This window comes from Aeromicrobium phragmitis (assembly GCF_003674095.1).
Lineage (GTDB): Bacteria > Actinomycetota > Actinomycetes > Propionibacteriales > Nocardioidaceae > Aeromicrobium > Aeromicrobium phragmitis.
The window spans coordinates 17,773-40,977 of the sequence record NZ_RDBF01000014.1 but is presented as its reverse complement, the minus strand read 5'-3'; the positions used below and the strand labels follow the sequence as shown (position 1 = coordinate 40,977).

Here is a 23,205-nt window from a genome sequence, read left to right as displayed (position 1 = left end):
CGTGCGGAACGTCAGCCGGCAGGGCGAACGTGGGTGATGTCACCAGCGCTGAACGGTTGCCCGTCCACGACCAGGCGGCCGAACTCGTCGACCGTCTCCGCCGTGCCCTCGCGGCTTCCGTCCGGGAGCGTCAGCCGGACGTGCTGGCCGACGGTGACGCAGCGCCGCACGAAGGCGTCACGCAGCTCCTCGAAGCTCGCGGCGGCATCGTCCTCCCAGACCGCGAGCCAGCGGTCGAGGTGGGTCAGCAATCGCGTCACGAGCACGGTTCGGTCCAGGTGCTCAGCCCCTTCGAGCAGCAGCGAGGTGGCCGTCTCGACGGGACGGTCCGCCTCCGTCACGCTGACGTTGACCCCCATCCCGATGACCGCGGCGGGACGCAGCTTCGAGCCCGCCGGCGGCTCGACTCGTTCGAGCAGGATGCCGCTGATCTTTCGTCCGTCGACGAGGACGTCGTTCGGCCATTTGATCCCGCCCGCCGCCACGCCCGCTTCGGCGATCGCGTCCGCGACGGCGAGCCCGGCGACCAGGGGCAGCCAGCTCCATCGCGTGAGTGGCACGTCAGGCCGGATCAGCGCTGACACCGCGATGCCCGACATCGGTGGCATGACGAACGTGCGGTCGAGACGCCCTCGGCCGGCCGCCTGGTGATCGGTGGTGACGACCGAACCCGACGGGGCGCCGGCACGCGCCGCCTCCGCCAACTCGGCGTTGGTACTCGGCGACTCGGCGGTGACGACCACGTGCTGCCAGCGGGTGGGCCGCAGTGCGGCCTCGAGTGCGGGGACGTCGAGTGGAGTGCGGGCCAGATCACAGGGACGCCGATGCGGTGAGGAAGACACGGTCTAAGGTAAGCCACATGACCGACGCAGCACCGGACGTCCAGCTCGAGGCGCATCCCGAGCTCCACACCACCGCGGGCAAGCTCGCCGATCACGAACGCCGCACGCACGAGGCCACCGTCGAGGTCGCCCAGCGCGCCGCCGAGAAGCAGCACGCCAAGGGGCGGCAGAGCGCCCGTGAACGGATCGAGCAGCTGCTCGACGAGGGCTCGTTCGTCGAGCTCGACGCCTTCGCACGCCACCGCGCCACCGCCTTCGGCCTCGCCGAGAACCGGCCGCTGGGTGACGGCGTCATCACCGGCTACGGCACGATCGACGGGCGCCAGGTGTGCGTCTTCAGCCAGGACTTCAGCATCTTCGGCGGCAGCCTCGGCGAGGTGTACGGCGAGAAGATCACCAAGGTCATGGACCTCGCGATCAAATCCGGCTGCCCCATCATCGGCATCAACGAAGGCGCCGGCGCCCGCATCCAGGAGGGCGTCGTCTCGCTCGGCCTCTACGGCGAGATCTTCCGCCGCAACGTCCACGCATCGGGCGTCATCCCGCAGATCAGCCTGATCATGGGGTCGAACGCCGGAGGGCATGTCTACTCCCCCGCCGTCACCGACTTCGTCGTCATGGTCGACCAGACCTCCAATATGTTCATCACCGGCCCGGACATCATCAAGACGGTCACCGGCGAGGACGTCACGATGGAGGAACTCGGCGGCGCTCGCACCCACAACACCAGGAGCGGCAACGCCCACTACATGGGCGCGGACGAGACCGACGCGATCGAGTACGTCAAGGCGCTACTCAGCTACCTCCCGCAGAACAACATGGAGGAACCCGAGGCCTACGACGAGGACATCGACCTCGAACCGCACGACGCGGACCTGGCACTCGACACGCTCATCCCCGATTCGGCCAACCAGCCGTACGACATCCGCACGGTCGTCGAGACCGTCCTGGACGACCAGGACTTCCTCGAGGTCCAGCCGATGTTCGCGCCGAACATCGTCATCGGCTTCGGGCGCGTCGAGGGCCGCAGCGTCGGCGTGGTGGCCAACCAGCCGATGCAGTTCGCCGGAACGCTCGACATCGACGCCTCGGAGAAGGCCGCCCGCTTCGTCCGCACGTGCGACGCCTTCAACATCCCGGTGTTGACGTTCGTCGACGTGCCGGGATTCCTCCCCGGTACGGACCAGGAGTGGAACGGCATCATCCGCCGCGGCGCGAAGCTCATCTACGCCTACGCCGAGGCCACCGTCCCACTGGTCACCGTCATCACGCGCAAGGCGTACGGCGGCGCCTACGACGTCATGGGCTCCAAGCACCTCGGCGCGGACGTCAACCTGGCGTGGCCGACCGCGCAGATCGCCGTCGTGGGTGCTCAGGGTGCCGTCAACATCCTCTACCGCCGCGACATCGCCGCCGCCGACGATCCGGATGCGCGTCGCTCCGAGCTCATGACCGAGTACGAGGACACGTTGTGCAACCCCTACGTGGCCGCGGAACGCGGTTACGTCGACGCGGTCATCCGTCCCAGCCACACCCGGGCCGAGGTCGCCAAGGCGCTGCGGCTGCTGCGCACCAAGCGGGAGACGCTTCCGCCCAAGAAGCACGGGAACATCCCGCTGTGAGCGAGGAGACGACCCCGGCCAAGCCGGTCCTGCGCGTCGTTCGGGGGGACCTCACCGAGGAGGAGCTCGCTGCCCTCGTGGCCGTCGTCGCTGCGCGCAACGCCGCTGCGGCGCATGCGGCGGACAGAAGGCCGGCGCGAGTTCGGTCCGAATGGGGACATCCCGCCCGGCAGCACCGCACCCCGTTGCGGGTCGGCCTCGGACAGTGGCGCCGTAGCGCCTGGTGACGATGCGGCTCGTTCTCGCCTCCGCGTCTCCGGCGCGCCTGTCGACGCTGCGGCGCGCCGGGATCGAGCCCGACGTCGTGGTGTCGGGCGTCGACGAGGACCAGGTCGTCGCGGCGACGCCCAGCGGACTCGCGAGCGAGTTGGCGCGCCTTAAGTGCGAGGCGGTGGCGGTCGATCATCGCGACCGCCTCGTCCTCGGCTGTGACTCCGTGCTCGAGTTCGACGGACAGATTCTCGGCAAACCTCACGATGCCGAGACGGCGCGCCAGCGCTGGCGCGCCATGCGCGGCAATGCCGGGGTGCTGCACACCGGCCATTGCCTGCGCCTCGGCGACGACGTCGTCCTTCGAGCAGCGGCCACGCGGGTGCATTTCGCCTACGTGACCGACGAGGAGATCGAGGCGTACGTCGCGACGGGTGAACCGCTCCAGGTCGCCGGCGCCTTCACCATCGACGGTCTCGGCGGCGCCTTCATCACCCGCGTCGAGGGCGACCATCACAACGTCATCGGACTCAGTTTGCCGTTGTTGCGCGAGATGGTGCAGGAGCTGGATATCGTGTGGCCCGATCTGTGGAACCGGCACGGGCACGAAGCGCACGGGTAACGGACCGGTCATCGAGGGGGCTTCATGAAGCGCAGCAGCTATCTCGCCGTCGGCGTGATGCTCCTCGCGTGGTCGGCGATGGCCGCGCCGGCAGCGGCGGAGGAGCCGCAGGACGCTGCACCGAGCGACATGATGCTGGTGCTCGACGCATCGGGTTCGATGGCGGACGCCGCAGGAGGCGGTGGCGGAACCCGCATCGATGCGGCCAAGCAGGCATTGACGTCCGTCATCGACGAACTCCCCGAGAACCAACGGGTCGGCTTCCGCGTCTTCGGCGCCAGCGACGTCGCGGGGACAGATCCCGCAGCGTGCACCGATTCCCAGCGCGTCGTCGACCTGGGCACCGACAACCGTGACGACCTCCGCGCGGCGGTCGAGGAGTACGCTCCGGTCGGTTGGACGCCCACGAGCCATGCGCTCCGCGAAGCGGCCGCGGACCTCGGCGACTCGGGCCGACGGTCGATCATCCTGGTGTCGGACGGCGAGCCCACGTGCGATCCCGATCCGTGCGAGGTGGCCGGTGAGATCGCGAGTTCCGGCGTCGACGTACGCGTGGATGTGGTCGGCCTCGACGTCTCCGGGGACGCCCGCGACACTTTGCGGTGCATCGCCGAGCGCGCCGGCGGGACCTACTACGACGCGAACGACGCCGAGTCCCTCACCCGCAGCCTCACCGTGACGTCGACCCGGGCCTCGCGGCCGTTCGACCTCGGCGGCACCCCGGTCGAGGGGACGACGGACCCGGCCGCCGCGCCCACCCTCACCCAGGGCCGATACCTCGACACGATCCCCGAAGACGAGGCCATCCATTGGAAGGTCGAACGCACCGTCCCGGGCAGCACCATCCACGTCGGTGCCGTTTTCCGCGGTACCGGCGGCTCCCTCGGCGATGCGGTGTCTGTCGCCGTGCTCGCCGAGGCCGAGTACGGCGAGAAGCAATGCAACGGTGCGTCGGCGTACGGCATCGGCCTCGGGGCCCGCAGCCCCATCAACTACGGCGCGACCTCGAGCTGGAAGAACACGCCCGACGACGTCTGCAACACCGCCAACGAGCTCACCATCCGTCTCAACCGCTCCGTCGGGCAAGACATCGGCGGTGCGCCGGTCGAGATCGCCGTGTACGAGGAGCCGCCGTTCATCGGGGGCCTGGACTCCGGGCCACCGGAGCCGCCGGCGTGGACGGCACTCGAACCCGGGAATGCCACCACCGGTGTCGTGCCCGGCACCAGCAACGTGAATGCCCCGATCGTCGATGACGGCACCTACGCGCTCGACATCAACCCGGGCGAGACACAGGTCATCGGAGTCCCGCTGGACTGGGGCGAGAGTCTGCAAGCCCAGTTGGACGCGCAGCTGACCGACGAGGTGCGCCGCGCGGCGGGCGCGGGGAGCGGCATCGAGGTCTCCATCGTCAACCCGATCCGTGCTGAGAACTCCATCTCGTTCTGGGCGAACGAACCGGACGACTGGAGCACGGGTGCCTTGGCCAACACTCGTGAGAACGGGCCGTTCCGTACGGGGGCCCAGTCCTACCCCGTCCACCCGTCCCAGCGCACCGTGACGTCCGTGGGCGAGAAGGGGGCGCAGCTCGCCGGCGTGCATTACGTGCAGGTCGTCTACAACGTCCGCGGCGACGACGCCAACCTCCCCTACACGCTGACGTTGAAGCGGACGACCACGGCCGACGGTGCGGCCCCCGGCTACGAGGACGTCTCAGAGCTCGTCGCGCCGTCCGCCGACTTCCGTCTCGCGGCAGCGGCCGACGCGAACGCGACGCAGCGCGACGGCGGCGGTGAGGGTGACAACGCGGCGGCGACGGCTGAGGAGCCTTCCGACGGCTCTCCCTGGCTGGCCGTGACGATCGCCGGGGTCCTCGTCATCGCGGCGGCGGTCGTCGTCGGGGCGATCGTGGTGCGCCGACGTCAGCGCGTCGGCTGATCCTCACTCGACCGGCAGCCCGAGTCCGCGGGCGATGAGCATCCGCTGCACCTCACTCGTGCCCTCGCCGATCTCGAGGATCTTGGCGTCCCGGTAGAACCGGGCGACGGGATACTCCTCCATGAATCCGTAGCCGCCGAACACCTGCGTGGCGATGCGCGTGGCGGTGACGGCGGCCTCCGAGGTGTAGAGCTTGGCGATGGCCGCCGCCTGCTTGAACTCCGCGCCGGTGCGCCCGGCGTCCTTCATCGCGGCGGCCTGGTAGGTCAGCGCCCTTCCGGCGCGCGCCATCACGGCGAGATCGGCGATCTGGAAGGCGACACCCTGCCGGCTTCCGATCGGTCGCCCGAAGGTCTCTCGCTCCCCTGCGTACTCGGTGCAGAGCTCGAGGCAGCCCTCGATGAGTCCGACGGCCAGTGCGGCGATCGCGACGCGGCCGTCGTCGAGCGTCGCGAGGAACTGCGCGTATCCACGTCCACGCTCGCCGAGGAGATGATCGGCCGGAACGCGGGCATCGGTGAAGGTCAGTGGATGCGTGTCGCTGATGTGCCATCCGAGCTTGTCGTAGGCCGGTTCGGCGACGAAACCCGGCGTCCCCGACGGCACGATGATGGCGGAGATCTCGGGGCTGCCGTCCTGCTTCGTCCCCGTGCGCGCAGTGACGGTGACCAGAGACGTGAGCTCGCTGCCGGAGTTGGTGATGAACTGCTTGGCTCCGTTGATCACCCAGCTGTCGCCGTCGAGTTCAGCACGCGTGCGGGTCGCGCCGGCGTCCGATCCCGCTCCCGGTTCGGTCAGACCGAAGCCGGCCAGCGCTCGCCCCGCGACGAGGTCGGGCAGCCAGCGCTGCCGTTGTTCCTCACTTCCGAAGGTGGCGATGGGATTGATTCCGAGGCCGACCGCGGCTTCCAGGGTGATGCCCAGGGACTGGTCGACGCGGCCGAGTTCCTCGATCGCCACGCACAGGCTCGTGAAATCGGCTCCCGCTCCCCCGTACTCCGGGGAGGCGGTCAAGCCGAACAGTCCCAGATCGCCCATCGCGCGCACGGCATCGACCGGGAAGTGGTGCGCTTTGTCCCATTCGGCGACGTACGGGGCGATGTGCTCGCCGGCGAAGTCGCGGACCACCTGCCGAAAGTCCTCGTGTTCGCGGGACAGCTCGAAATCCATGTGCCGAGGTTAACACTCGTTAACTTGGATGTTCATCCGAATCGACTCGGATCGACAGACAACATCGCATTCGTCTCCTACCTTGCTTGCTGATCTATTGGTTCACCACTGAGGGAGACAGCGTGTCCACACCGACACCTCCGATGCACGACAACCCCAAGGCCGCCGCAAAGGCCGCCAAGGCCTACGCGAAGGCGACCCGCCCCTGGTACAAGAAGAAGCGTTTCATCGTTCCCGTCGCACTCATCGCGCTCCTCGTACTCGTCGCAGCGCTCAGCGGCGGCGAGGAGACCACGGCGGCAGCGGACGACACGGACACGACCAGCGAGTCCAACGAGGCGGCGAAGGGCAACGACGACTCGACGGCGGAGGTGGGCTCCAAGGACGCGCCTGCACCGGTGGGAACTCCCGTGCGGAACAAGAGCGCGCAGTACACCGTGGACTCCGTCGAGGTGCGCGACTCACTGGGCGATTTCGGCAATCCCCCCGCCGGGAAGTACGTCGTGGTCACGTTGTCGATCGAGAACGTCAAGGACGAGACAATTCAGATGAGCATGGAGGACTTCGTCCTCGAGGTCGATGGCACAGAGATCGCGACATCTTCGGAGGCGTGGATGCTCGACACCGCGATCAGCTACGAGGACATCAGTCCCGGCCTCACGAAACAGGGAACCATCGTCTTCGACGTCAAGCCGGAGCTCGCCGGTCAAGGCGTGATCAAGGCGCAGGCGTTCATCTCGATGGACGAGCCGGTCTACCTGTCCTTGCAGTGACGACGCGCGAGGGGCGACGGGCGTTCGCGCGCCCGCCGCCCCTCGTTATGTGAGACCTGGGACACGGCGCGCCCGTCCGACGCCCTAGACTCGCTCTGCAGCCCGCGCTGCTGTGTCGACGACAAGGAGTTCACGTGACGACGCCGTTGAAGAAGGTACTGATCGCCAACCGCGGTGAGATCGCCGTCCGGGTGATCCGCGCTGCGAAGGACGCCGGAATCGGCAGCGTAGCGGTCTACGCCGAGCCCGACCGCGACGCGCTCTTCGTCCGCCTCGCGGACGAGGCGTATTCCCTCGAAGGCGCCACGCCCGCGGATTCGTACCTCTCCATCGAGAAGATCATCGCGGTCGCCAAGCGCAGCGGGGCGGACAGCGTGCATCCGGGTTACGGGTTCCTCGCCGAGAACGCCGACTTCGCGCAAGCCGTCATCGACGCGGGGTTGATCTGGATCGGTCCCCCGCCGGCCGCGATCGACGCCCTCGGCGACAAGGCCAAGGCCAAGCAGATCGCGCAGAAGGCCGACGCACCCCTGGCCCCCGGCACGAAGGACCCGGTCAAGGACGCCGAGGAGGTCGTCGCCTTCGCCGACGAGGTCGGACTCCCGATCGCCATCAAGGCGGTCTTCGGCGGTGGTGGCCGCGGCCTCAAGGTCGCGCGCACACGTGAGGAGATCCCCGACGCCTACGAATCGGCCGTCCGTGAGGCGGTCGCGGCGTTCGGACGCGGCGAGTGCCTCGTCGAGAAGTTCCTGGACAAGCCGCGCCACGTCGAGACTCAGTGTCTCGCCGACGCCCATGGCAACGTGGTCGTCGTCTCGACGCGTGACTGCTCGCTGCAGCGCCGCCATCAGAAGCTCGTCGAGGAGGCTCCGGCCCCGTTCCTGAGCGAGGAGCAGCTCGAGCGCCTCTACTCCTCGTCCAAGGCCATCTTGAAGGAAGCCGGCTACGTCGGCGCCGGGACGTGCGAGTTCCTCGTCGCGGCCGACGGCACGATCAGCTTCCTCGAGGTCAACACGCGTCTGCAGGTGGAGCATCCGGTCTCCGAGGAGGTCACCGGTCTCGACCTGGTGCGAGAGATGTTCCGCATCGCCGCGGGCGAAGAGCTCGGTTACGACGACCCGGAGATCCGCGGTCACTCCATCGAGTTCCGTATCAACGCCGAGGACGGTGGCCGCAACTTCCTGCCGGCCCCCGGAACGCTCACTGCGTGGGAGCCCCCGTCTGGCCCCGGTGTGCGCGTCGATTCGGGCTACGTCGTCGGCGAGACGATCCCGGGTTCGTTCGACTCCCTGGTGGCCAAACTCATCGTCACCGGCGCTACCCGCGAGCAGGCCATCGAACGCTCGCGCCGAGCGCTGGACGAGTTCGTGGTCGACGGTATGCCCACGGTCATCCCGTTCCATCAGAGCGTGCTGCACGACCCCGCTTACACGGCGGAGAACGGTTCGTTCGACGTCTACACGACGTGGATCGAGACCGACTACGACAACCAGCTCGAGCCCTACGCCGGGCCTGCGGCGGCCGCCGACGAGGCGGCCGATCGTGAGCGCGTCGTGGTCGAGGTGGGCGGTAAGCGCGTCGAGGTCGTGCTGCCCGGCGGCCTGGGGGCATCGGCCGCGGCCGCCGGTGGCGGTCAGAAGAAGGCCAAGCGCAAGGCCGGTGGTTCCGCGGCTGCCGCCGTGAGCGGTGACTCGCTCACGTCGCCCATGCAGGGCACGGTCGTCAAGCTCGTGGTCGAGGACGGCCAGGAGGTGGCTGAGGGCGACCTCATCCTCGTGATCGAGGCGATGAAGATGGAACAGCCCATCAACGCCCACAAGTCCGGCACGGTCGGCAGCCTTGCGGCCGAGGTCGGTGCCACGTTGGGTGCCGGCGCCGTGATCTGCGAGATCAAGGACGCCTGAGCGCAGCTCAGTGATGACGAAGGGCCGCTCCCCCGTGGGGAGCGGCCCTTCGCCGTCAATCGCTTCGGCTCAGAACCCGAACCAGTCCGACTTCAGCCCGAAGACCGAGCGGGCTGCGTTACCGCTGATCTGCACCGATCCCCGCGAGCCGTCGAGGTGGATGTCCCAGGCGCGACCGCCCATCGACCCGTTGCCGCTCCGGCGCGTGATCCGGACCTTCTCCAGAGTGCCGATCTGCGGGTACGACGACTGGATACGCGACGCGGCGACCTCTTGTGTCCAGGCGTGGTTGTTGTTGCCTGGCGTGTCGTCCCACGGATCGTTGACCGCGCGCAGGTACGGGTGAGCACCGAGGTTGGCGGTCTGGTTCGTGAAGCCACCCGAGGAGCTCGAGAACTGCGTGAACGCCGCCCTGCCGTTGTGGGTGACGATCTGGCCTGCGGTGGCGTCGATCGCCTGATTGGACCCGCTGTGCTCGGCATTCGCACCGCCGTAGACCTGGCACGCCGTGGTGTCGCAGACGTCGAAGTAGTGCGTCGGGCGCATGGTGGAGACGGCGTAGCTGCGCGCCGCGAGCGCTTGAGCCTTGACGGCCTCCTGCGGCCACGTCGGCGGCATCTCGCGCGGCACCACGCCGCGCACGTAGTCCTCCAACGCGACGACGTTGACCGTGACGCGCTGCGTCGAGCCCGCGCTCGGCACGGCCGACCGCAGGATGCCCCGGTACCGCACCTGCGACCCGTTCGGCAGGATCAACGTATTCGTGGCACCACCGGGAACGTCGAACTCGCCATTGCCGCGCCAACCGACACCGTGGTTGTACCAGGTGCCTCGGTGCAGATACTGCAGCTTGGAGCTTGTCGCGTCGCCCCCGACGTAGGTGATGCGCCACCGTTCCACCGTGCGACCGCTCACCGAGGTGGGAAGCCGCTCGCTGCGGCCGGCCGCGTTACGGAAGGTGATGTCGCCTCGGGCGAGGATCGTCAGATCAGGCGAGGTCGCCGCCGTGATCTGCACGCGGATGTTCGTCCAGTACGTACCGATCGACGTGCCGGAGTAGTAGTGCCCGAGGATCTCCCGGTAGCTCTTGCCGGCGCGGGCACCGCCGAGCGCACCGAACTGGCTCATGCCGATGCCGTGGCCGTAGCCATGCCCCTTCACGGTGAGACTGCCGTTGCGGACGTATCCCACGTTCGTCGAGCTGCTCGTGTCGGTGGCGGTCACGAACCTCAGCGGTGTGGGATGCCAGTCCGTGATACCAGTCCCTGCTGGGTCCATAGCTACGACTCGGGCGTAGTACGTGGTTCCGGGGCGTAGTCCAGTCATTACCCGGGATGTTTGGTGCCCGCCGACGTCGTAACAGTTTCCGCCGCATGTGCTGGGACGGTCAGGGGACGTCGACAGATACACGCGATAGCGAGCAGCCCCGGCGTAGGGACTCCAACTCAACGTGGTCTGATCGGCCCGGACAGCGCTGAACGTAAGGCCTCGAATCAATGTGGGGGTTGCCACTGACACCGCAGCGTCCGACCAAGCGGTGATACCCCGCCCTTGGGAGTCCATGGCCACGACGCGTACGTAGTACGTCGTCCCGAACTTTAGACCGGTGACCGATCGCGTGAGCTCAGTGCCGCGAGTGTCGTAGCACGACGTTCCACACGTCGTCGGCTTCTCAGCCGTGGTCGACACGTACAGGCGATACCGAGCGGCCCCGTCCACAGGGTTCCATCGAAGAGAAATCCTGTCGGCAAGGGCGCTTTCAGCGCGGAGCCCTCCAACAACCGATGCATGCCGGGGCGTCACGATCTTCAAGGCTTCAGGATGCCATTCGGTGATTCCATTGCCGGCCTTGTCCATCGCGACGACCCTTGCATAGTAGGTCGTACCGGGTTCGAGCCCTGTCACCCGGCGCTCAAGTTCGGTTGATGCTGTATCGAAACACGAGCTACCGCACGAGGTCGGCAGACTCGCTGATTTCGATAGGTGTACTCGGTAGCGCGCTGCTCCCGCGGTCGAATTCCAGCGAAAGGTAGCCCCATCGGCCGTCACGGCTTCTGAGCGGAGTCCTTGCACGACCGTTGAAGACTCAGTGGGCGTCTTGAAGGAGACCGCCCCAGGTTGCCATCCGCTCAGTGCATTTCCCGAAGCGTCGAGAGCGACAACTCGCGCGTAGTAGGTGGTGCCGCTACGCAAGTTCGCAACGCTATGTCGATTGCTTCCCGGCGACGCGTCATAACATGAGCTCGCGCATACGATCGGAAAGTCCGGCGATGTCGAGACGTACAAGCGGTATCGCGCAGCTCCCGTGAGAGGGCTCCATCCGAGCGTTACGCGATCCGACTGAAGTGACTCAATGCGAGGGCCGGAGACGAGCGGTAACGTCTTCACGGCCAAAGCAGTTTCGTGCCAATCCGTGAGCGCAACTCCAGCGGCGTTGATCGCGACGACACGGGCGTAGTACGTAGTGCCGGCATCGAGACCATCGAAGTTTCGATTGAGCTGGCTCCCCGAGACGTCGTAGCAATGGCCAGTCGCGCACGTGACAGGACGATCAGGGGACGTCGAAACGTACATCCGGTAACGCGCGGCACCCGAAACAGAATTCCACCGGATATTCACCCGGTCGGATTGCAGGTCCGCGAACGCCAGCCCACTCACGACAGGCATCGTCTTCGCACTCAGCGGTGTCTCGTGCCAGTCGGTAAGAGCTTGGCCATTCGCGTCCATGGCGACGACGCGAGCGTAGTACGTGGTTCCGGGCTGGAGACCTTCGAATGTCCGGCTGAGGTGATCACCGGCAACGTCGTAGCAACCTCCCCTGGCGCACGTCTCCGGCCGGGCTGCAGACGTGGAGAAGAAGAGGCGGTAGCGCGCGGCGCCAGCATGCGCGTTCCAGCGCAGCGTGAGCGCGCCCGACTGGGCGTCCTCTGCGCGTAGACCCCGCACTACTGGCTTCGGTTCGGCTGCGGGCGGGTTCGAGTAGAACATCAGCTGGTCGACCTCGTACCGCAGGCCGTTGGGGGCGTCGAGCCAGGCGATGCCGAAGCGTCCCGGGCAGGCGGTCGCCTTCCAGTTGCGGTGGCCGCTGACGGTGAAGTTCGTCTGCCCATTGAACGTCACGCGGGAGAGCGCCGTGAGCCCGAACTGCTGAAGACGCCACGCCACGAGCCGCACCGTCGTGCTCCGCAGCGTCGCCCACTCCCCCGAACGGATGTCGGCGGTCTCGAAGTTGCCCATCATCGAGATGCCAGTCGTGTTGTCGTTGACGACACCCACGCCGGCATGAGCGCCACGCCGGTGCTGGGTGATGCTGCCCGCGCGGCCCTCGAAGATCTGCCCGTACTTGTCGACGAGGAAGTTGTAGCCGATGTCGCACCAGCCCTGACGCACGATGTGGTCGGTCTGGTACGCCCGCACGATCGCGGCGGACTCGCCCTTGGAGTAGTTGTTCGCACCCGCGGTGTGGTGGATCACGATGCCGCGCATCGACCCGCGGGTGGCGTCGCACGACGTGCCCGATCCGGCCCCCCAGCCGGCGCGGGAGATGATCGGCGGACGGCTGACGGTCGCTGTTTCGACGGCCTCAGCGTCCATCCCCTTGAGGTAGACGGCCGGCGTGTCGACGGTTTCCGGGCCGGGATCGATCGTGGTGATCTCCACACCGGGCAGCGGCCCCTGAGCCGACGACGCCTGCACGGCGATACCGTCCGCGGTCTCGGTCCACAGCGGATCGGTCGACGACGGCACTTCCTCGTAGTCGGAGACCTCGAGCTCGTGCCACTCGCCCCACGTCCCGCCGACGCGCACGCGGACCTTGACCTCGATATCGGTCAATGCCGGGTCAGCTGTCCAGTTGACGCCCGCCATCCGGAACGGCTTGAGGTCGGTCTGCTCGATGATCGGGTCAACCGCAGCGGCCGACAGCTGTTCTGCTTCAGCAGGAGCCCGGGTCTGCTCGACGGTCACGAGGTCGGAGATCGTCTCGTCCGACGTCTCGACCGGCGCGGGAGCCTCCAGGACGGTGGCCTCGGCAGGCGGCGGCGTCGTCGGCACCGACTCCTGCTCCTGTTGCGTGGGAGCGGGGTCCGAGGGAGGGGCAGCGGGCGGCTCCGAACGCTCGACCTGAGCGGTGCCGGGCGCGGGAGTAGGGGCAGGAACCTGTGGTTCCGCTGCCGTGGGCTGGACGCAGGTCAAGAGCAGCGCGGATGCCGTCGCCGCGACGAGTGCGCCGGAGCGCACCATCCTAGGCCGTGAATGCATGGGGGAAGTCCATTCGTGTGACGCCTGTGACGGATGTGAATCCTGATGTCAAGGAGGATTATTGCCTCACGAACGGCCTTCGCGCCAGCCCGCGCCGGTGACCTGCGAAACCACACGCGTGTGGTTTCGTTCGACGCGCCGAAACTGATCAGAGCAGACGATGCAACCGGCGCGCAGCTTCGGCGACCGAACCCGACATGGACGGGTACACCGTGAACGCCTCGGCCACGTGGTCCGCCGTCAACTGTGCGGAGACCGCCAGCGACACCGGGTGGATCAACTCGCTGGCGCGCGGACCGACGACCACGCCACCCACGACCGTCCCGGTACCCTGCCGTGCGAACAGCTTCACGAAACCGTCGTGCACACCCTGCATCTTCGCGCGCGGATTCGCGGCCAGTGGGAGGATCGTGGTGTCGACGAGCATCCCCCGCTCCTCGATCTGCTTCTGCGAGATGCCCACCGCCGCGATCTCCGGCGACGTGAAGATGTTGCTCGAGACATGAGCGAGCCGCAGCGGATTGACGGTGTCGCCGAGCAGGTGCGCCATCGCGATCCGCCCCTGCTGCGCGGCGACCGAGGCCAGCATCAGCACGCCCGTGCAGTCGCCGGCCGCGTAGATGCCGGGAACGGACGTTCTCGAGACCTTGTCGACGTGGACGAAGCCGCCGTCGTCGAGCCCGACCCCGGCGGCCTCGAGCCCGAGATCGGCGGTGTTGGGGATCGAACCGAGCGCGAGGAGACAGTGGGACCCCTCGAGCGTGCGTCCGTCGGTGAGAGTGACCGTCACGCGGTCACCCTCACGCGCCACGGCAGCCATCCGGGAGTTGCCCATGACGGTCATCCCGCGGCGCGTGAACACGTTCTCGATGAGGTTGGCGGCGTCCGGATCCTCGCCGGGGAGCACGCGATCGCGGCTGGACACGAGGGTCACCTGCGCGCCGAGGCCCGTATACGCGCTCGCGAACTCCGCACCCGTGACACCGGACCCCACGACGATCATGTGCTCGGGGATCTCCTGCAGGCCGTAGACCTGCTCCCAGGTCAGAATGCGCTCGCCGTCGGGACGAGCATCCTCGCTCACCCGCGGATGCGCCCCCGTCGCGAGCAGGATCCCGTCGGCGTCGAGCGTCTCCTCACCCTCGGGCGTGGTGATCACCACGCGACCGGGCGCCTCGACCCGTCCTTCGCCCCTGAGCACTCGGCAGCCCGCCGACACCAGCCGCTCCTCGATGTCGTGCGACTGGGCGGCAGCGAGCCGCAGGACGCGCGCGTTCACGCTCGCGAGGTCGGCGCGGACCGTCGACGGAACCTCGACGCCGAGCTCCGCGGCGGAGCCGACCTCGGTGAGCAGATCAGACGTGGCGATCAGCGTCTTGCTGGGCACGCAGTCGGTGAGAACCGTCGATCCCCCGACCCCGTCGCGCTCGACCAGCGTCACCTCCGCACCGAGTCGCCGGGCGACCAGTGCCGCCTCGTATCCGCCGGGTCCGCCTCCGATGATCGCCACATGAGTCACGGGGTCATTCTTCCGCAGACCCGGTGGGGAGGGCCAATCGTGTCAGGCGGTGTACGCGTCGAGGTGTTCGGTGAGTTCGGTGAACACCGCCCCGTTGAGCGCGAACGCCAGCCGCACCTCCTCGACCACGCGCTGCTGCTCGTCGCTGCTGAGCGGCAGCGCGTCGAGCCGGGCCCGGTAGGCGTCCTTGTACGGCTTGGGCTTGTCGATGAGGTCGAACTCGTAGAACGTCAGGCCGCTGTCCCCGCGACCGATGTCGTAGGTACGACCGAGGATGCGCCCGATGGCCTGGCCCCCGCTGAGGTCGCCCAGATACCGCGTGTAGTGGTGAGCGATGTAGAGCACCGCGTCGGTCTCGATCTCCCGAAGGTGCGCCACATAGCCGGCGACGGCGGGCGACAAGGAATCCGAGGGCGTGCACCCCGACCGAGCCGACCAGTACCGCAGGTCCGCGTCGAGCGAGGCGAGCCGATCGAGTCGCGCGTCGATGAGGCCCCCGACGACCGGGTGGGAGGACAGCGCGCGACCGACCTCCTCCAACGCGGCGTAGACGGGCCGCAGCGCAGCCAAGTAGGCGGTGTAACCCGCAGCGTTGATCCGGCCGTCGAGCATCGTGGTCATGAAGTCCGAGCTCTCGGCCTCGCGGTGCTCGATGGCCGAGCCGTCGCGCATGAGGACCGACAACGGCGGGGTCGCCGTGGGGTGAACGGTGGCGGGCATCAGCGGTTCCTTTCGGGGGTGGGACGACGGTCCGGAACGACGAGCAGGGAACCGTCGGGGCCGGTGAGGAGCGCGATATCGATACCGTAGACGGTTCGCACACGCTCGGGGGTGAGGACGTCGCGGGGCCGCCCCTGTGCGGCGACCCTTCCGCGGTCGAGCATCACGATGCGTGAAGCGTAGGCCGCAGCCAGGGACAAGTCGTGGAGCACCACGATGACGGTCCGGCCCGCCCGGGCGTCCTCCGCGGCGCACCGCAGCACGTCCTCTTGATGCCGCAGGTCCAGAGCCGCTGTCGGCTCGTCGAGCAGCAGGATCGGCGTGTCCTGAGCGAGCACCCGGGCCAAGGAGACCCGCGCCCGCTCGCCTCCGGACAGGACGAGATACGAACGGTCACGCAGGTGAGCGACGTCGGCGCGGCGCACGGCGTGATCGATCACGGCTGCGTCCCGCTGCGAGTCGGCCGGCCAGGGACTGCGACCCATCGCGATGATCTCGTCCACGGTGTAGCCGAAGCTCACCGCATGGGACTGCAGCAGGACGGAGCGGCGCTGCGCGAGCTCACGCGGTCGCCACTGCGCTACCTCGCGTCCCTCGAGTTCGACGCGGCCGTGGTCGGGGTGGACGTCGCCGGCGAGCACGCCGACGAGTGTTGATTTCCCTGCGCCGTTCGGCCCGACGATCGCGAGCATCTCACCTGCAGGAACGTCCAGATCCACACCATCGAGCAGACGTCGCTCGCCACGGCGCACGACGAGGTCTCGGACCCGGTACACGACGTCGCTCATCCCCACCCCCCCGCGCGCGAGCGGGCCTGGCGGATCAGGACGAAGAAGAACGGTCCCCCGATGAGCGCAGTGATCATGCCGATGGGCAGATCGGCTCCCGCGACGGCCGTACGCGCGAGCAGGTCGCACCACACCAGCAGCGCCGCGCCGGCGATGACGCTGGCGACCAACAGCCCCCGATGGCTGGGGCCGAGCAGCATCCGCATGCTGTGCGGAACCACGAGGCCGACGAAGGAGATGATGCCGGCGAAGGCGACGGCGGCCGCCGTCAGGAGCGCGACGAGCGCGATCGAACCGATCCGCAGCGCCTCGACGCGCACACCCAGGTGCGACGCAGAGCGCTCGCCGAGACTGAGCAGGTCGTAGCGACGGGCGAGCGCGAGGGCGATCAACGTCGTGGGCACCACGATGACGGCCACCACGGCGACTTCCTGCCAGCGCGCACCGTTGAGACTCCCCAACTGCCAGAAGACGATCTGTTCGCGGGACGCGGTGTCGCCCATGAACATGACCAGCGCGATACCCGCCCCGGCGAACGCGTTGACGGCGATACCGGTGAGAAGCAGCGTCACGACCTCGGTGCGCCCGTTCGCTCGCGCCGTGACGTACACCAGGACCGTGGCGACGAAGCCGCTGACGAAGGCTGCGACCGCGACGCTCGCACCGCCCGCAACGCTGATCCCCGAGACGATGGCTGCGGCCGCGCCGAGCGCCGCTCCCGAGGACACGCCGACCACGCCGGGCTCGGCGAGCGGGTTGCCGAAGATCGCCTGCATCACCGCTCCGCCCACGGCGAGCGCCGCCCCCACGAGCGCACTGAGCGCTACCCGCGGAAACCGGATCTGCTCCAGCGTCATCGCGATGACCTCGTCGCTCGGCATCCAGTCGCTGGCGATACCGAGCCGCGCCAGAGTTGCTCCGAGCACATCGGTCGTACTGACCGGAAGCTGGCCGACGCGCGCGGACACGACGAGGCCGAGAAGCAGCACCCCGATCAGCGTCGCGACGACGGCGAGCCGTTTCATGCGTCGCCTGCGTCCGGCTCGGCGTACAGGGCGCGGGCCAAGGCGTCGATGACCTGGGCAGAACGTGGGCCGAAGGACAGCACGTCCGCGTCGGCCATGTCGATGATGCGCCGCTGACGTCCCGCTGTGGTCGCTGCGATGGCTGGTTTGGAGTCGATGAGGCCGTCGACGCCGCCGGCCGACTCGAGGCCGTGGGTCATCACGAGAATCACGTCCGGGTCGGCCGCCACGAGCGCCTCGTCGGTCAACGGCGTGTACTCCCCCCACCCGTTCTCGGTCCCGATGTCGCGGCCTCCGAGGCGCGTGATGAGGTCGTCGGCACCCGAACCGGGACCGAACAGGTAGTAGATCCCCGCATCCCCGCGGATGTACAGGAAGGCCATCGTGAGGGGTCGTTCCGGGGCGAAACGCTCGGCGACGGTCGTGGTGACGCGCTCGACCTCCTGCTGGATGCGCTGCGCCAGCGCCTCGCCCTGCTGCGGCGCCCCCAGAGCCTCGCCCACGGAGCGCGCCAGCATGGCGGCGCCCGCGACGGATGCGTCCCGCTCCACGAACACCACCGGTACTCCGGCGGAGCGCAGCTGTTCGACGACGTCGCGCGGACCCACCGAGCCGTCGGTGACGATGACGCTCGGCCGCAGCGCCATCACCGCTTCGGCGTTGATGGCATGTCCCCCGCTCGTCACGACCGCGACGTCCTCGATGCCCGCGAACCCTGCCGCTTGATCGCGCCCCACGAGTCGATCGCCCAGCCCGAGTCCCCAGACCGTCGCCGCGATCGACCCGGACATGTCGAATGCCACGATCCGAGAGACGTCGTCGACGGTGACCTCGCGGGTGGCGCCGCCGCGCTCGAACGACGTCACCGTGACCGGGAGCGACGGTCGGGCCGCGTCGGCCACCGGAACCACCGACCGGTCGCCCAGCACGGCGGTGGCAGGACCCTCGAGCGCGCGGGGATCGGCCGCCGGGACGACGTCCTCGAGCGGGGTCCGTTCCCCCGCGCCATCGCCGGGATCCGTCCCGCCGCCTGGCGCCGCGCACCCCACCAGTGCCAACGCCGCGGTGACGATGACGGTCGCCGCGCGTCTCCGCCGCGCGACGGCACCGCGGCAGGGGCTCGAGGGACGTGAAGCCACGGAACGCACTCCTTCAGTAAGGTCACCCTTGGCTAGGTGAGCCTAAGTAAAGCAGACCTAAGTACCGAACCGTGCGTCGGCTCGCTCACATCGTGGACCGCACACACCGGAGGGTCCTGTCGTAGGGTGGGCCGGTGAACGCCTACGACCGCGCCCGTGAAGCCGCCGACGTCCTGCGTGAGAAGACCGGGAACGTCGATCACACGATCGCCCTCGTCATGGGCTCCGGATGGTTGCCCGCCGCGGACGCCCTCGGGGAGCCCGCCACCGAGTTCCCGGCCGCCGAACTGCCCCACTTCATCGCACCGGCCGTCGAGGGTCATGGCGGCACCATCCGGTCGGTGCCGGTCGGAGGCACGCATGCGCTCGTGTTCCTCGGCCGCACGCACTTCTATGAGGGCAGGGGCGTCGAGGCGGTCGTGCATGGGGTCCGTACGGCCGCCGCGGCAGGTGCCCAAACGATGGTTCTGACGAACGGCTGCGGAGGACTCGACCCGTCGTGGACCCCTGGCACGCCAGTGCTCATCCGCGACCACATCAACCTCACCGCCACCTCGCCGATCGTCGGCGCCAACTTCATCGACCTGACCGACCTCTACACCCCGCGCCTGCGCGAACTCGTCCGCGAAGTCGATCCTTCGCTGGACGAAGGCGTCTACGTCCAGGTACCGGGGCCCCACTACGAGACACCGGCCGAGATCGGCATGGTCCGGGCGATCGGCGGGTCCCTCGTCGGGATGTCCACCGTCTTGGAGGCCATCGCCGCCCGCGAGGCCGGCATGGACGTCCTCGGCATCAGCCTCGTGACCAACCTCGCGGCCGGCATCGGCGGGCAACCCCTCGACCACGCCGAGGTGCTCGAGGCCGGCCGCTCCTCAGCGGCCCGGATGGGTGCGCTGCTCGCCGAGGTCTTGCCGCGGATCGGAGGACGCGCCGCGTGACCTCGCCAGACGTCTTCGACCAGGCTCGCGCCTGGATCACCCAGGATCCGGACCCCGACACGGCATCGCACCTGCGTCAGCTGGTCGAACGCCGTGACCGTGCCGCGCTCGAGCGGCTGTTCGCGGGGCGTCTGGCGTTCGGCACGGCAGGGCTCCGGGGCGAGCTCGGGCCCGGGCCGTTGCGGATGAACCGCGTCGTCGTCATGCAGGCGGCTCGCGGCGTCGCCGACTACCTCCTGGCGCAGGAGGACGCTCCGTCGGTCGTCGTCGGCTTCGACGCACGCCACCAGTCGCACCGCTTCGCTCGCGACACCGCCGAGGTGCTGGCGGGAGCCGGACTGGAGGTGACGCTGCTCCCCCGGGCGCTGCCCACCCCGGTGCTCGCATTCGCCATCAGTCACCTGGGTTGCAGCGCGGGCATCATGGTGACGGCATCGCACAATCCGCCGCGCGACAACGGCTACAAGGTCTACCTGGGCGACACGAGCCAGATCACCGCGCCCGTCGATGAGCACATCGCCGCTCGCATCGCGGCGGTGGGGCCCGTGGACACCCTGCCGCGCTCGGAGGCGTTCGTCGTCGCCGGTGACGACCTCGTCGACGCCTACGTCGAGCGCGTTGTCGAACTCGTCGACACGGGTGAACGTCGCGATCTCGACGTCGTCTACACGCCGTTGCACGGCGTGGGCCACGAGGTGCTGAGCCAGGCGGTCGCGCAGGCAGGCTTCGACGGTCTGCGGGTGGTGGCGGCTCAGGCCCAACCCGACCCCGACTTCCCCACCGTCGCCTTCCCGAATCCGGAAGAACCCGGAGCCATGGACCTCGCGCTCGCCGAAGCCGAGGCCGTCGGAGCCGAACTCGTCATCGCGAACGACCCGGACGCGGACCGGTGCGCCGTCGGCGTGCGAGAGGCTTCCGGCGGGTACCGGATGCTCACCGGCGACGAACTCGGGGCTCTGCTCGCCGATGCACGACTGCGCGCGGGAGTCACCGGCACCTATGCCGCGTCGATCGTCTCCTCCGATCTGGTGGGACGCCTCGCCACCGCCCGGCAACAACGATGGGAACAGACGCTCACGGGGTTCAAGTGGATCGGCAAGGTGCCGGGGCTCGCGTTCGGCTACGAGGAAGCGCTGGGGTACTGCGTGGCTCCGCAGATCGCACGCGATAAGGACGGCATCAGCGCCGCCCTGGTCGTGCTGGACCTCGCGTCCCGGCTGCGCGCGGAGGGCTCGGACCTGCTCGGCCGACTGGAGCAGATCTACGCCGAGCACGGGTGGCATGCCACCGGCCAGGTGGCGGTGCGCGTCCGCGACATCTCGGAGCTCGCTGCGCTCATGGAGCGTATCCGCGCCACGCCGCCGCGTGAACTCGGTGGCCGAACCGTGGAGACCATGGACGATCTCGCCGACGGCTACGCGGGCCTCCCGCCCACCGACGGCATCCGGCTCGGCCTCGCGGGCGGCGCTCGGGTCATCATCCGGCCGTCGGGCACCGAGCCGAAGCTCAAGTGCTACCTGCAGATCGTCGTGGCCTGGGACGGCTCGGCGGACACGACGCGCGCGCACGCCGAGACCGAACTGGCCCGACTCTTCGAGGACGTACGCGAGCTCGTCGCGTCCTGATCAGAGCAACGTCGTGGCGGCGTGGATGAGAACGCCCACCAGTCCGCCGACCACCGTCCCGTTGATCCGGATGAACTGCAGATCGCGCCCTACGAGCAACTCGATCCGGCGCGCGGTGTCGCGGCCGTCCCAGCGGTCGACGGTCGCGGAGATCACCGTCGCGATCTCGGCGCCGTAGCGCTCGACGATCGCCCCGGACGCGTCGCGCGCCACCCGGTCGACCCGCTCGCGCAGGGCGGCATCGTGCTGCAGTCGATGCGCGAAATGCCGGACCTCCTGCTGGAACCGCCGGCGCAGGAGGCCGTCGCGATCGCGGAGGGCGCTGAGGACGGCGAGCCGCAAGGTGTCCCATAGGCGGACGGCCGTCGCGAGAGTCTTGGGCTGCGTGAGCAGCCGCTGCTTGAGGCGTTCGGCCGCGGCAGCGGTCTCCGGATCGTGCTGGAGGTCCTCGGCCACCTCGGCGAGCCACTGATCCAGCGCCTGACGCGCACTGCTCTGGGGATCGATGCGGATGTCGTCGACCCACGAGCGCGCCTCCCGCACCAGCCGGTCGGCGACCAGACGGTTCGCCCATTCGGGCGACCAGCTGGGCGCCCGTTCGGTCACGAGCGCGGTGAGGCGATCCGGATGCCGGTCCATCCACCCGCCCAGCTCGTACAGCACCAGATCGACGAGACCGTGATGCGCCTTCTCACGGACGACCTCGGCGAGCAGTTCGCCGATGGCCGGGCTGAGCGGTTCCTCGAGAACCCGCGGGATGATCATGTCGGTCAGCACCGCCTCGACGTCGGCGGGGTCGATCGCGGCGAGGACGTCTGCCGCGACGTCGGAGCCCTCGTCGACGAGCCGCCGAGCGTGCGCCTCGTCGGCGAGCCACCGGCCGAGTCGCACCGAGACATCCGCCTGAGTCACGCGGTCGCGGACCACCTCCGGTCGCAGGAAGTTCTCGCTCACGAACTCCTGAAGACTCGCCCCGAGTTGCTCCTTCTTTCGCGGCACCAGCGCGGTGTGCGGGATGGGGAGCCCGAGAGGGCGCTTGAACAGCGCGGTGACCGCGAACCAATCCGCGATCGCACCGACCATCGCCGCCTCCGAGGCCGCATGCACGTAGCCGATCCAGCCCTCGCCATCACGTGTCAGGACGAAGACGACGGCGGCGAACAGGAGCAATGATGTGGCGACGGTCCGCATCACGCGGAGTCGGCGACGTCGCTCGCCGTCGGCTGCGGACAGCTCGGGAGGAAGGGCGAGGCTCGTCATGCAGGCACCCTAGTGCGGCGGGCCCGGTCCGGCGCGCGCACTACACTGCCCGCATGAACGTGAACGGGGCTGCCTCCTGCGATCTCGGTACCGACGAACGGTGAGTCCTCGCCGGCTGCGCGCCGAGATCTGGATCGTCCTCGGCCTTTCCTTGGGCCAGTCGGCCGTCTACGCCGTGGTCAGTCTGCTGGCGAAGTTGGCGCGTGGACCGCTCGGAGAGTCCACCGCGACGCTCAACCCCCGACGCAGCGAGATGCCGTGGCACGACATCACCCTCCAGCTGCTGAGCATCGGCTTCGCGCTGGTTCCCGTCGCACTCGCCCTCTTCCTCCTCGCCAGCGATCCCGGACGCCCGTCCCCCTGGCGCAGGCTCGGCCTCGACGGGTCACGTCCGATCCGCGACATCGCGTGGGGCGCCGTGCTCGCCGCCGTCATCGGGCTCCCCGGTCTGGGCGTCTATGCCGTCGGGCGCGAGCTCGGCGTCACCGCGGACATCGTGCTCAGCCCGGCGGGCGCGCCCTGGTGGACGTACCCCCTGCTCATTCTCGCCGCCATGCAGAACGCGGTGCTCGAGGAAGTCGTGGTCGTGGGATATCTGATGACCCGCCTGCGCCAACTCGGGTGGTCCGTCCCGGCGATGATCGCCCTGAGCTCCTTACTGCGCGGCGCGTATCACCTCTACCAAGGCTTCGGTCAGGGCCTCGGCAATGCCATCATGGGAGTGGTCTTCGGTTACTGGTACCACCGGACCGGACGCGTCATGCCGCTCGTGATCGCGCACGCGATCCTCGACATCGTCGCCTTCGTCGGTTACGCGCTGCTCGCCGAGGCCCTCGGATTGCGCTGA

Annotated in this window: 18 protein-coding genes; 9 read left to right on the top strand and 9 right to left on the bottom strand. The window is 68.7% G+C overall.

The features are described 5' to 3' along the window. Nucleotides 1–11: 11 nt before the first annotated feature. Nucleotides 12–842, bottom strand: coding sequence for a biotin--[acetyl-CoA-carboxylase] ligase (locus tag D9V41_RS14915; protein ID WP_121795380.1), 831 nt, complete (start codon nt 840–842; stop codon nt 12–14). A 17-nt stretch (nt 843–859) separates the two neighbouring features. Between D9V41_RS14915 and D9V41_RS14910 the strand changes: the two genes are divergently transcribed. Genes D9V41_RS14910 through D9V41_RS14895 form a run of 4 tightly spaced genes read left to right on the top strand, consistent with a single transcriptional unit; the run spans nt 860 to nt 5,234 of the window. Further along, nucleotides 860–2,464 (top strand): acyl-CoA carboxylase subunit beta, encoded by a 1,605-nt coding sequence (locus tag D9V41_RS14910; RefSeq protein WP_121795379.1) that lies wholly within the window; start codon nt 860–862, stop codon nt 2,462–2,464. Then, nucleotides 2,461–2,691 (top strand): acyl-CoA carboxylase epsilon subunit, encoded by a 231-nt coding sequence (locus D9V41_RS14905; protein WP_121795378.1) that lies wholly within the window; start codon nt 2,461–2,463, stop codon nt 2,689–2,691. The genes D9V41_RS14910 and D9V41_RS14905 overlap by 4 nt, the downstream gene beginning before the upstream one ends. Beyond that, a complete protein-coding gene (locus D9V41_RS14900) occupies nt 2,688–3,296 on the top strand; it encodes a Maf family protein (protein WP_243697292.1) in 609 nt (202 codons plus the stop codon). Before D9V41_RS14905 ends, D9V41_RS14900 begins: the two co-directional genes overlap by 4 nt. Nucleotides 3,297–3,320: 24 nt before the next feature. Next, on the top strand, nt 3,321–5,234 hold the full coding sequence (locus D9V41_RS14895; RefSeq protein WP_121795376.1) for a VWA domain-containing protein: 1,914 nt from the start codon (nt 3,321–3,323) through the stop codon (nt 5,232–5,234). A 3-nt stretch (nt 5,235–5,237) separates the two neighbouring features. Here D9V41_RS14895 and D9V41_RS14890 read toward each other — a convergent pair whose 3' ends face one another. Next, nucleotides 5,238–6,404: an acyl-CoA dehydrogenase family protein gene (locus tag D9V41_RS14890; protein WP_121795375.1), complete on the bottom strand. Its 1,167-nt coding sequence runs from the start codon at nt 6,402–6,404 to the stop codon at nt 5,238–5,240. A gap of 122 nt (nt 6,405–6,526) precedes the next feature. Between D9V41_RS14890 and D9V41_RS14885 the strand changes: the two genes are divergently transcribed. Then, nucleotides 6,527–7,177: a DUF4352 domain-containing protein gene (locus D9V41_RS14885; protein WP_133434209.1), complete on the top strand. Its 651-nt coding sequence runs from the start codon at nt 6,527–6,529 to the stop codon at nt 7,175–7,177. 134 nt (nt 7,178–7,311) lie between these two features. Further along, a complete protein-coding gene (locus D9V41_RS14880; protein WP_243697291.1) occupies nt 7,312–9,081 on the top strand; it encodes an acetyl/propionyl/methylcrotonyl-CoA carboxylase subunit alpha in 1,770 nt (589 codons plus the stop codon). Between the two features lie 69 nt (nt 9,082–9,150). On the opposite strand, the gene D9V41_RS14875 is transcribed toward D9V41_RS14880, so the two are convergent. The 6 genes from D9V41_RS14875 to D9V41_RS14850 all read right to left on the bottom strand — a co-directional run bounded on the left by D9V41_RS14875 (nt 9,151) and on the right by D9V41_RS14850 (nt 18,532). After that, a complete protein-coding gene (locus D9V41_RS14875) occupies nt 9,151–13,341 on the bottom strand; it encodes a SpoIID/LytB domain-containing protein (RefSeq protein WP_121795373.1) in 4,191 nt (1,396 codons plus the stop codon). A gap of 148 nt (nt 13,342–13,489) precedes the next feature. After that, a complete protein-coding gene (locus D9V41_RS14870; protein ID WP_121795372.1) occupies nt 13,490–14,860 on the bottom strand; it encodes an NAD(P)H-quinone dehydrogenase in 1,371 nt (456 codons plus the stop codon). A gap of 42 nt (nt 14,861–14,902) precedes the next feature. Continuing rightward, nucleotides 14,903–15,580 carry a biliverdin-producing heme oxygenase gene (locus D9V41_RS14865; RefSeq protein WP_121795371.1) on the bottom strand — a complete coding sequence of 226 codons (678 nt, stop codon included), beginning with the start codon at nt 15,578–15,580 and terminating at the stop codon, nt 14,903–14,905. Further along, nucleotides 15,580–16,368 carry a heme ABC transporter ATP-binding protein gene (locus tag D9V41_RS14860; RefSeq protein WP_121795411.1) on the bottom strand — a complete coding sequence of 263 codons (789 nt, stop codon included), beginning with the start codon at nt 16,366–16,368 and terminating at the stop codon, nt 15,580–15,582. Before D9V41_RS14860 ends, D9V41_RS14865 begins: the two co-directional genes overlap by 1 nt. After that, the gene (locus tag D9V41_RS14855) at nt 16,365–17,393 is read right to left on the bottom strand and encodes a FecCD family ABC transporter permease (RefSeq protein ID WP_121795370.1); all 1,029 of its coding nucleotides are present in this window, start codon (nt 17,391–17,393) and stop codon (nt 16,365–16,367) included. Before D9V41_RS14855 ends, D9V41_RS14860 begins: the two co-directional genes overlap by 4 nt. Continuing rightward, the gene (locus D9V41_RS14850) at nt 17,390–18,532 is read right to left on the bottom strand and encodes a heme/hemin ABC transporter substrate-binding protein (protein WP_121795369.1); all 1,143 of its coding nucleotides are present in this window, start codon (nt 18,530–18,532) and stop codon (nt 17,390–17,392) included. The genes D9V41_RS14855 and D9V41_RS14850 overlap by 4 nt, the downstream gene beginning before the upstream one ends. Before the next feature lie 134 nt (nt 18,533–18,666). On the opposite strand from D9V41_RS14850, the gene D9V41_RS14845 reads away from it, so the two are divergent. After that, a complete protein-coding gene (locus D9V41_RS14845) occupies nt 18,667–19,473 on the top strand; it encodes a purine-nucleoside phosphorylase (protein WP_121795368.1) in 807 nt (268 codons plus the stop codon). Further along, nucleotides 19,470–21,098 (top strand): phospho-sugar mutase, encoded by a 1,629-nt coding sequence (locus D9V41_RS14840; protein ID WP_121795367.1) that lies wholly within the window; start codon nt 19,470–19,472, stop codon nt 21,096–21,098. The genes D9V41_RS14845 and D9V41_RS14840 overlap by 4 nt, the downstream gene beginning before the upstream one ends. Here the strand turns inward: D9V41_RS14840 and D9V41_RS14835 are convergent, their stop codons facing one another. Continuing rightward, nucleotides 21,099–22,358 (bottom strand): DUF445 domain-containing protein, encoded by a 1,260-nt coding sequence (locus D9V41_RS14835; RefSeq protein ID WP_121795366.1) that lies wholly within the window; start codon nt 22,356–22,358, stop codon nt 21,099–21,101. A gap of 100 nt (nt 22,359–22,458) precedes the next feature. Here D9V41_RS14835 and D9V41_RS14830 point away from each other — a divergent pair, with 100 nt between their 5' ends. Beyond that, the gene (locus tag D9V41_RS14830; protein WP_121795365.1) at nt 22,459–23,205 is read left to right on the top strand and encodes a CPBP family intramembrane glutamic endopeptidase; all 747 of its coding nucleotides are present in this window, start codon (nt 22,459–22,461) and stop codon (nt 23,203–23,205) included.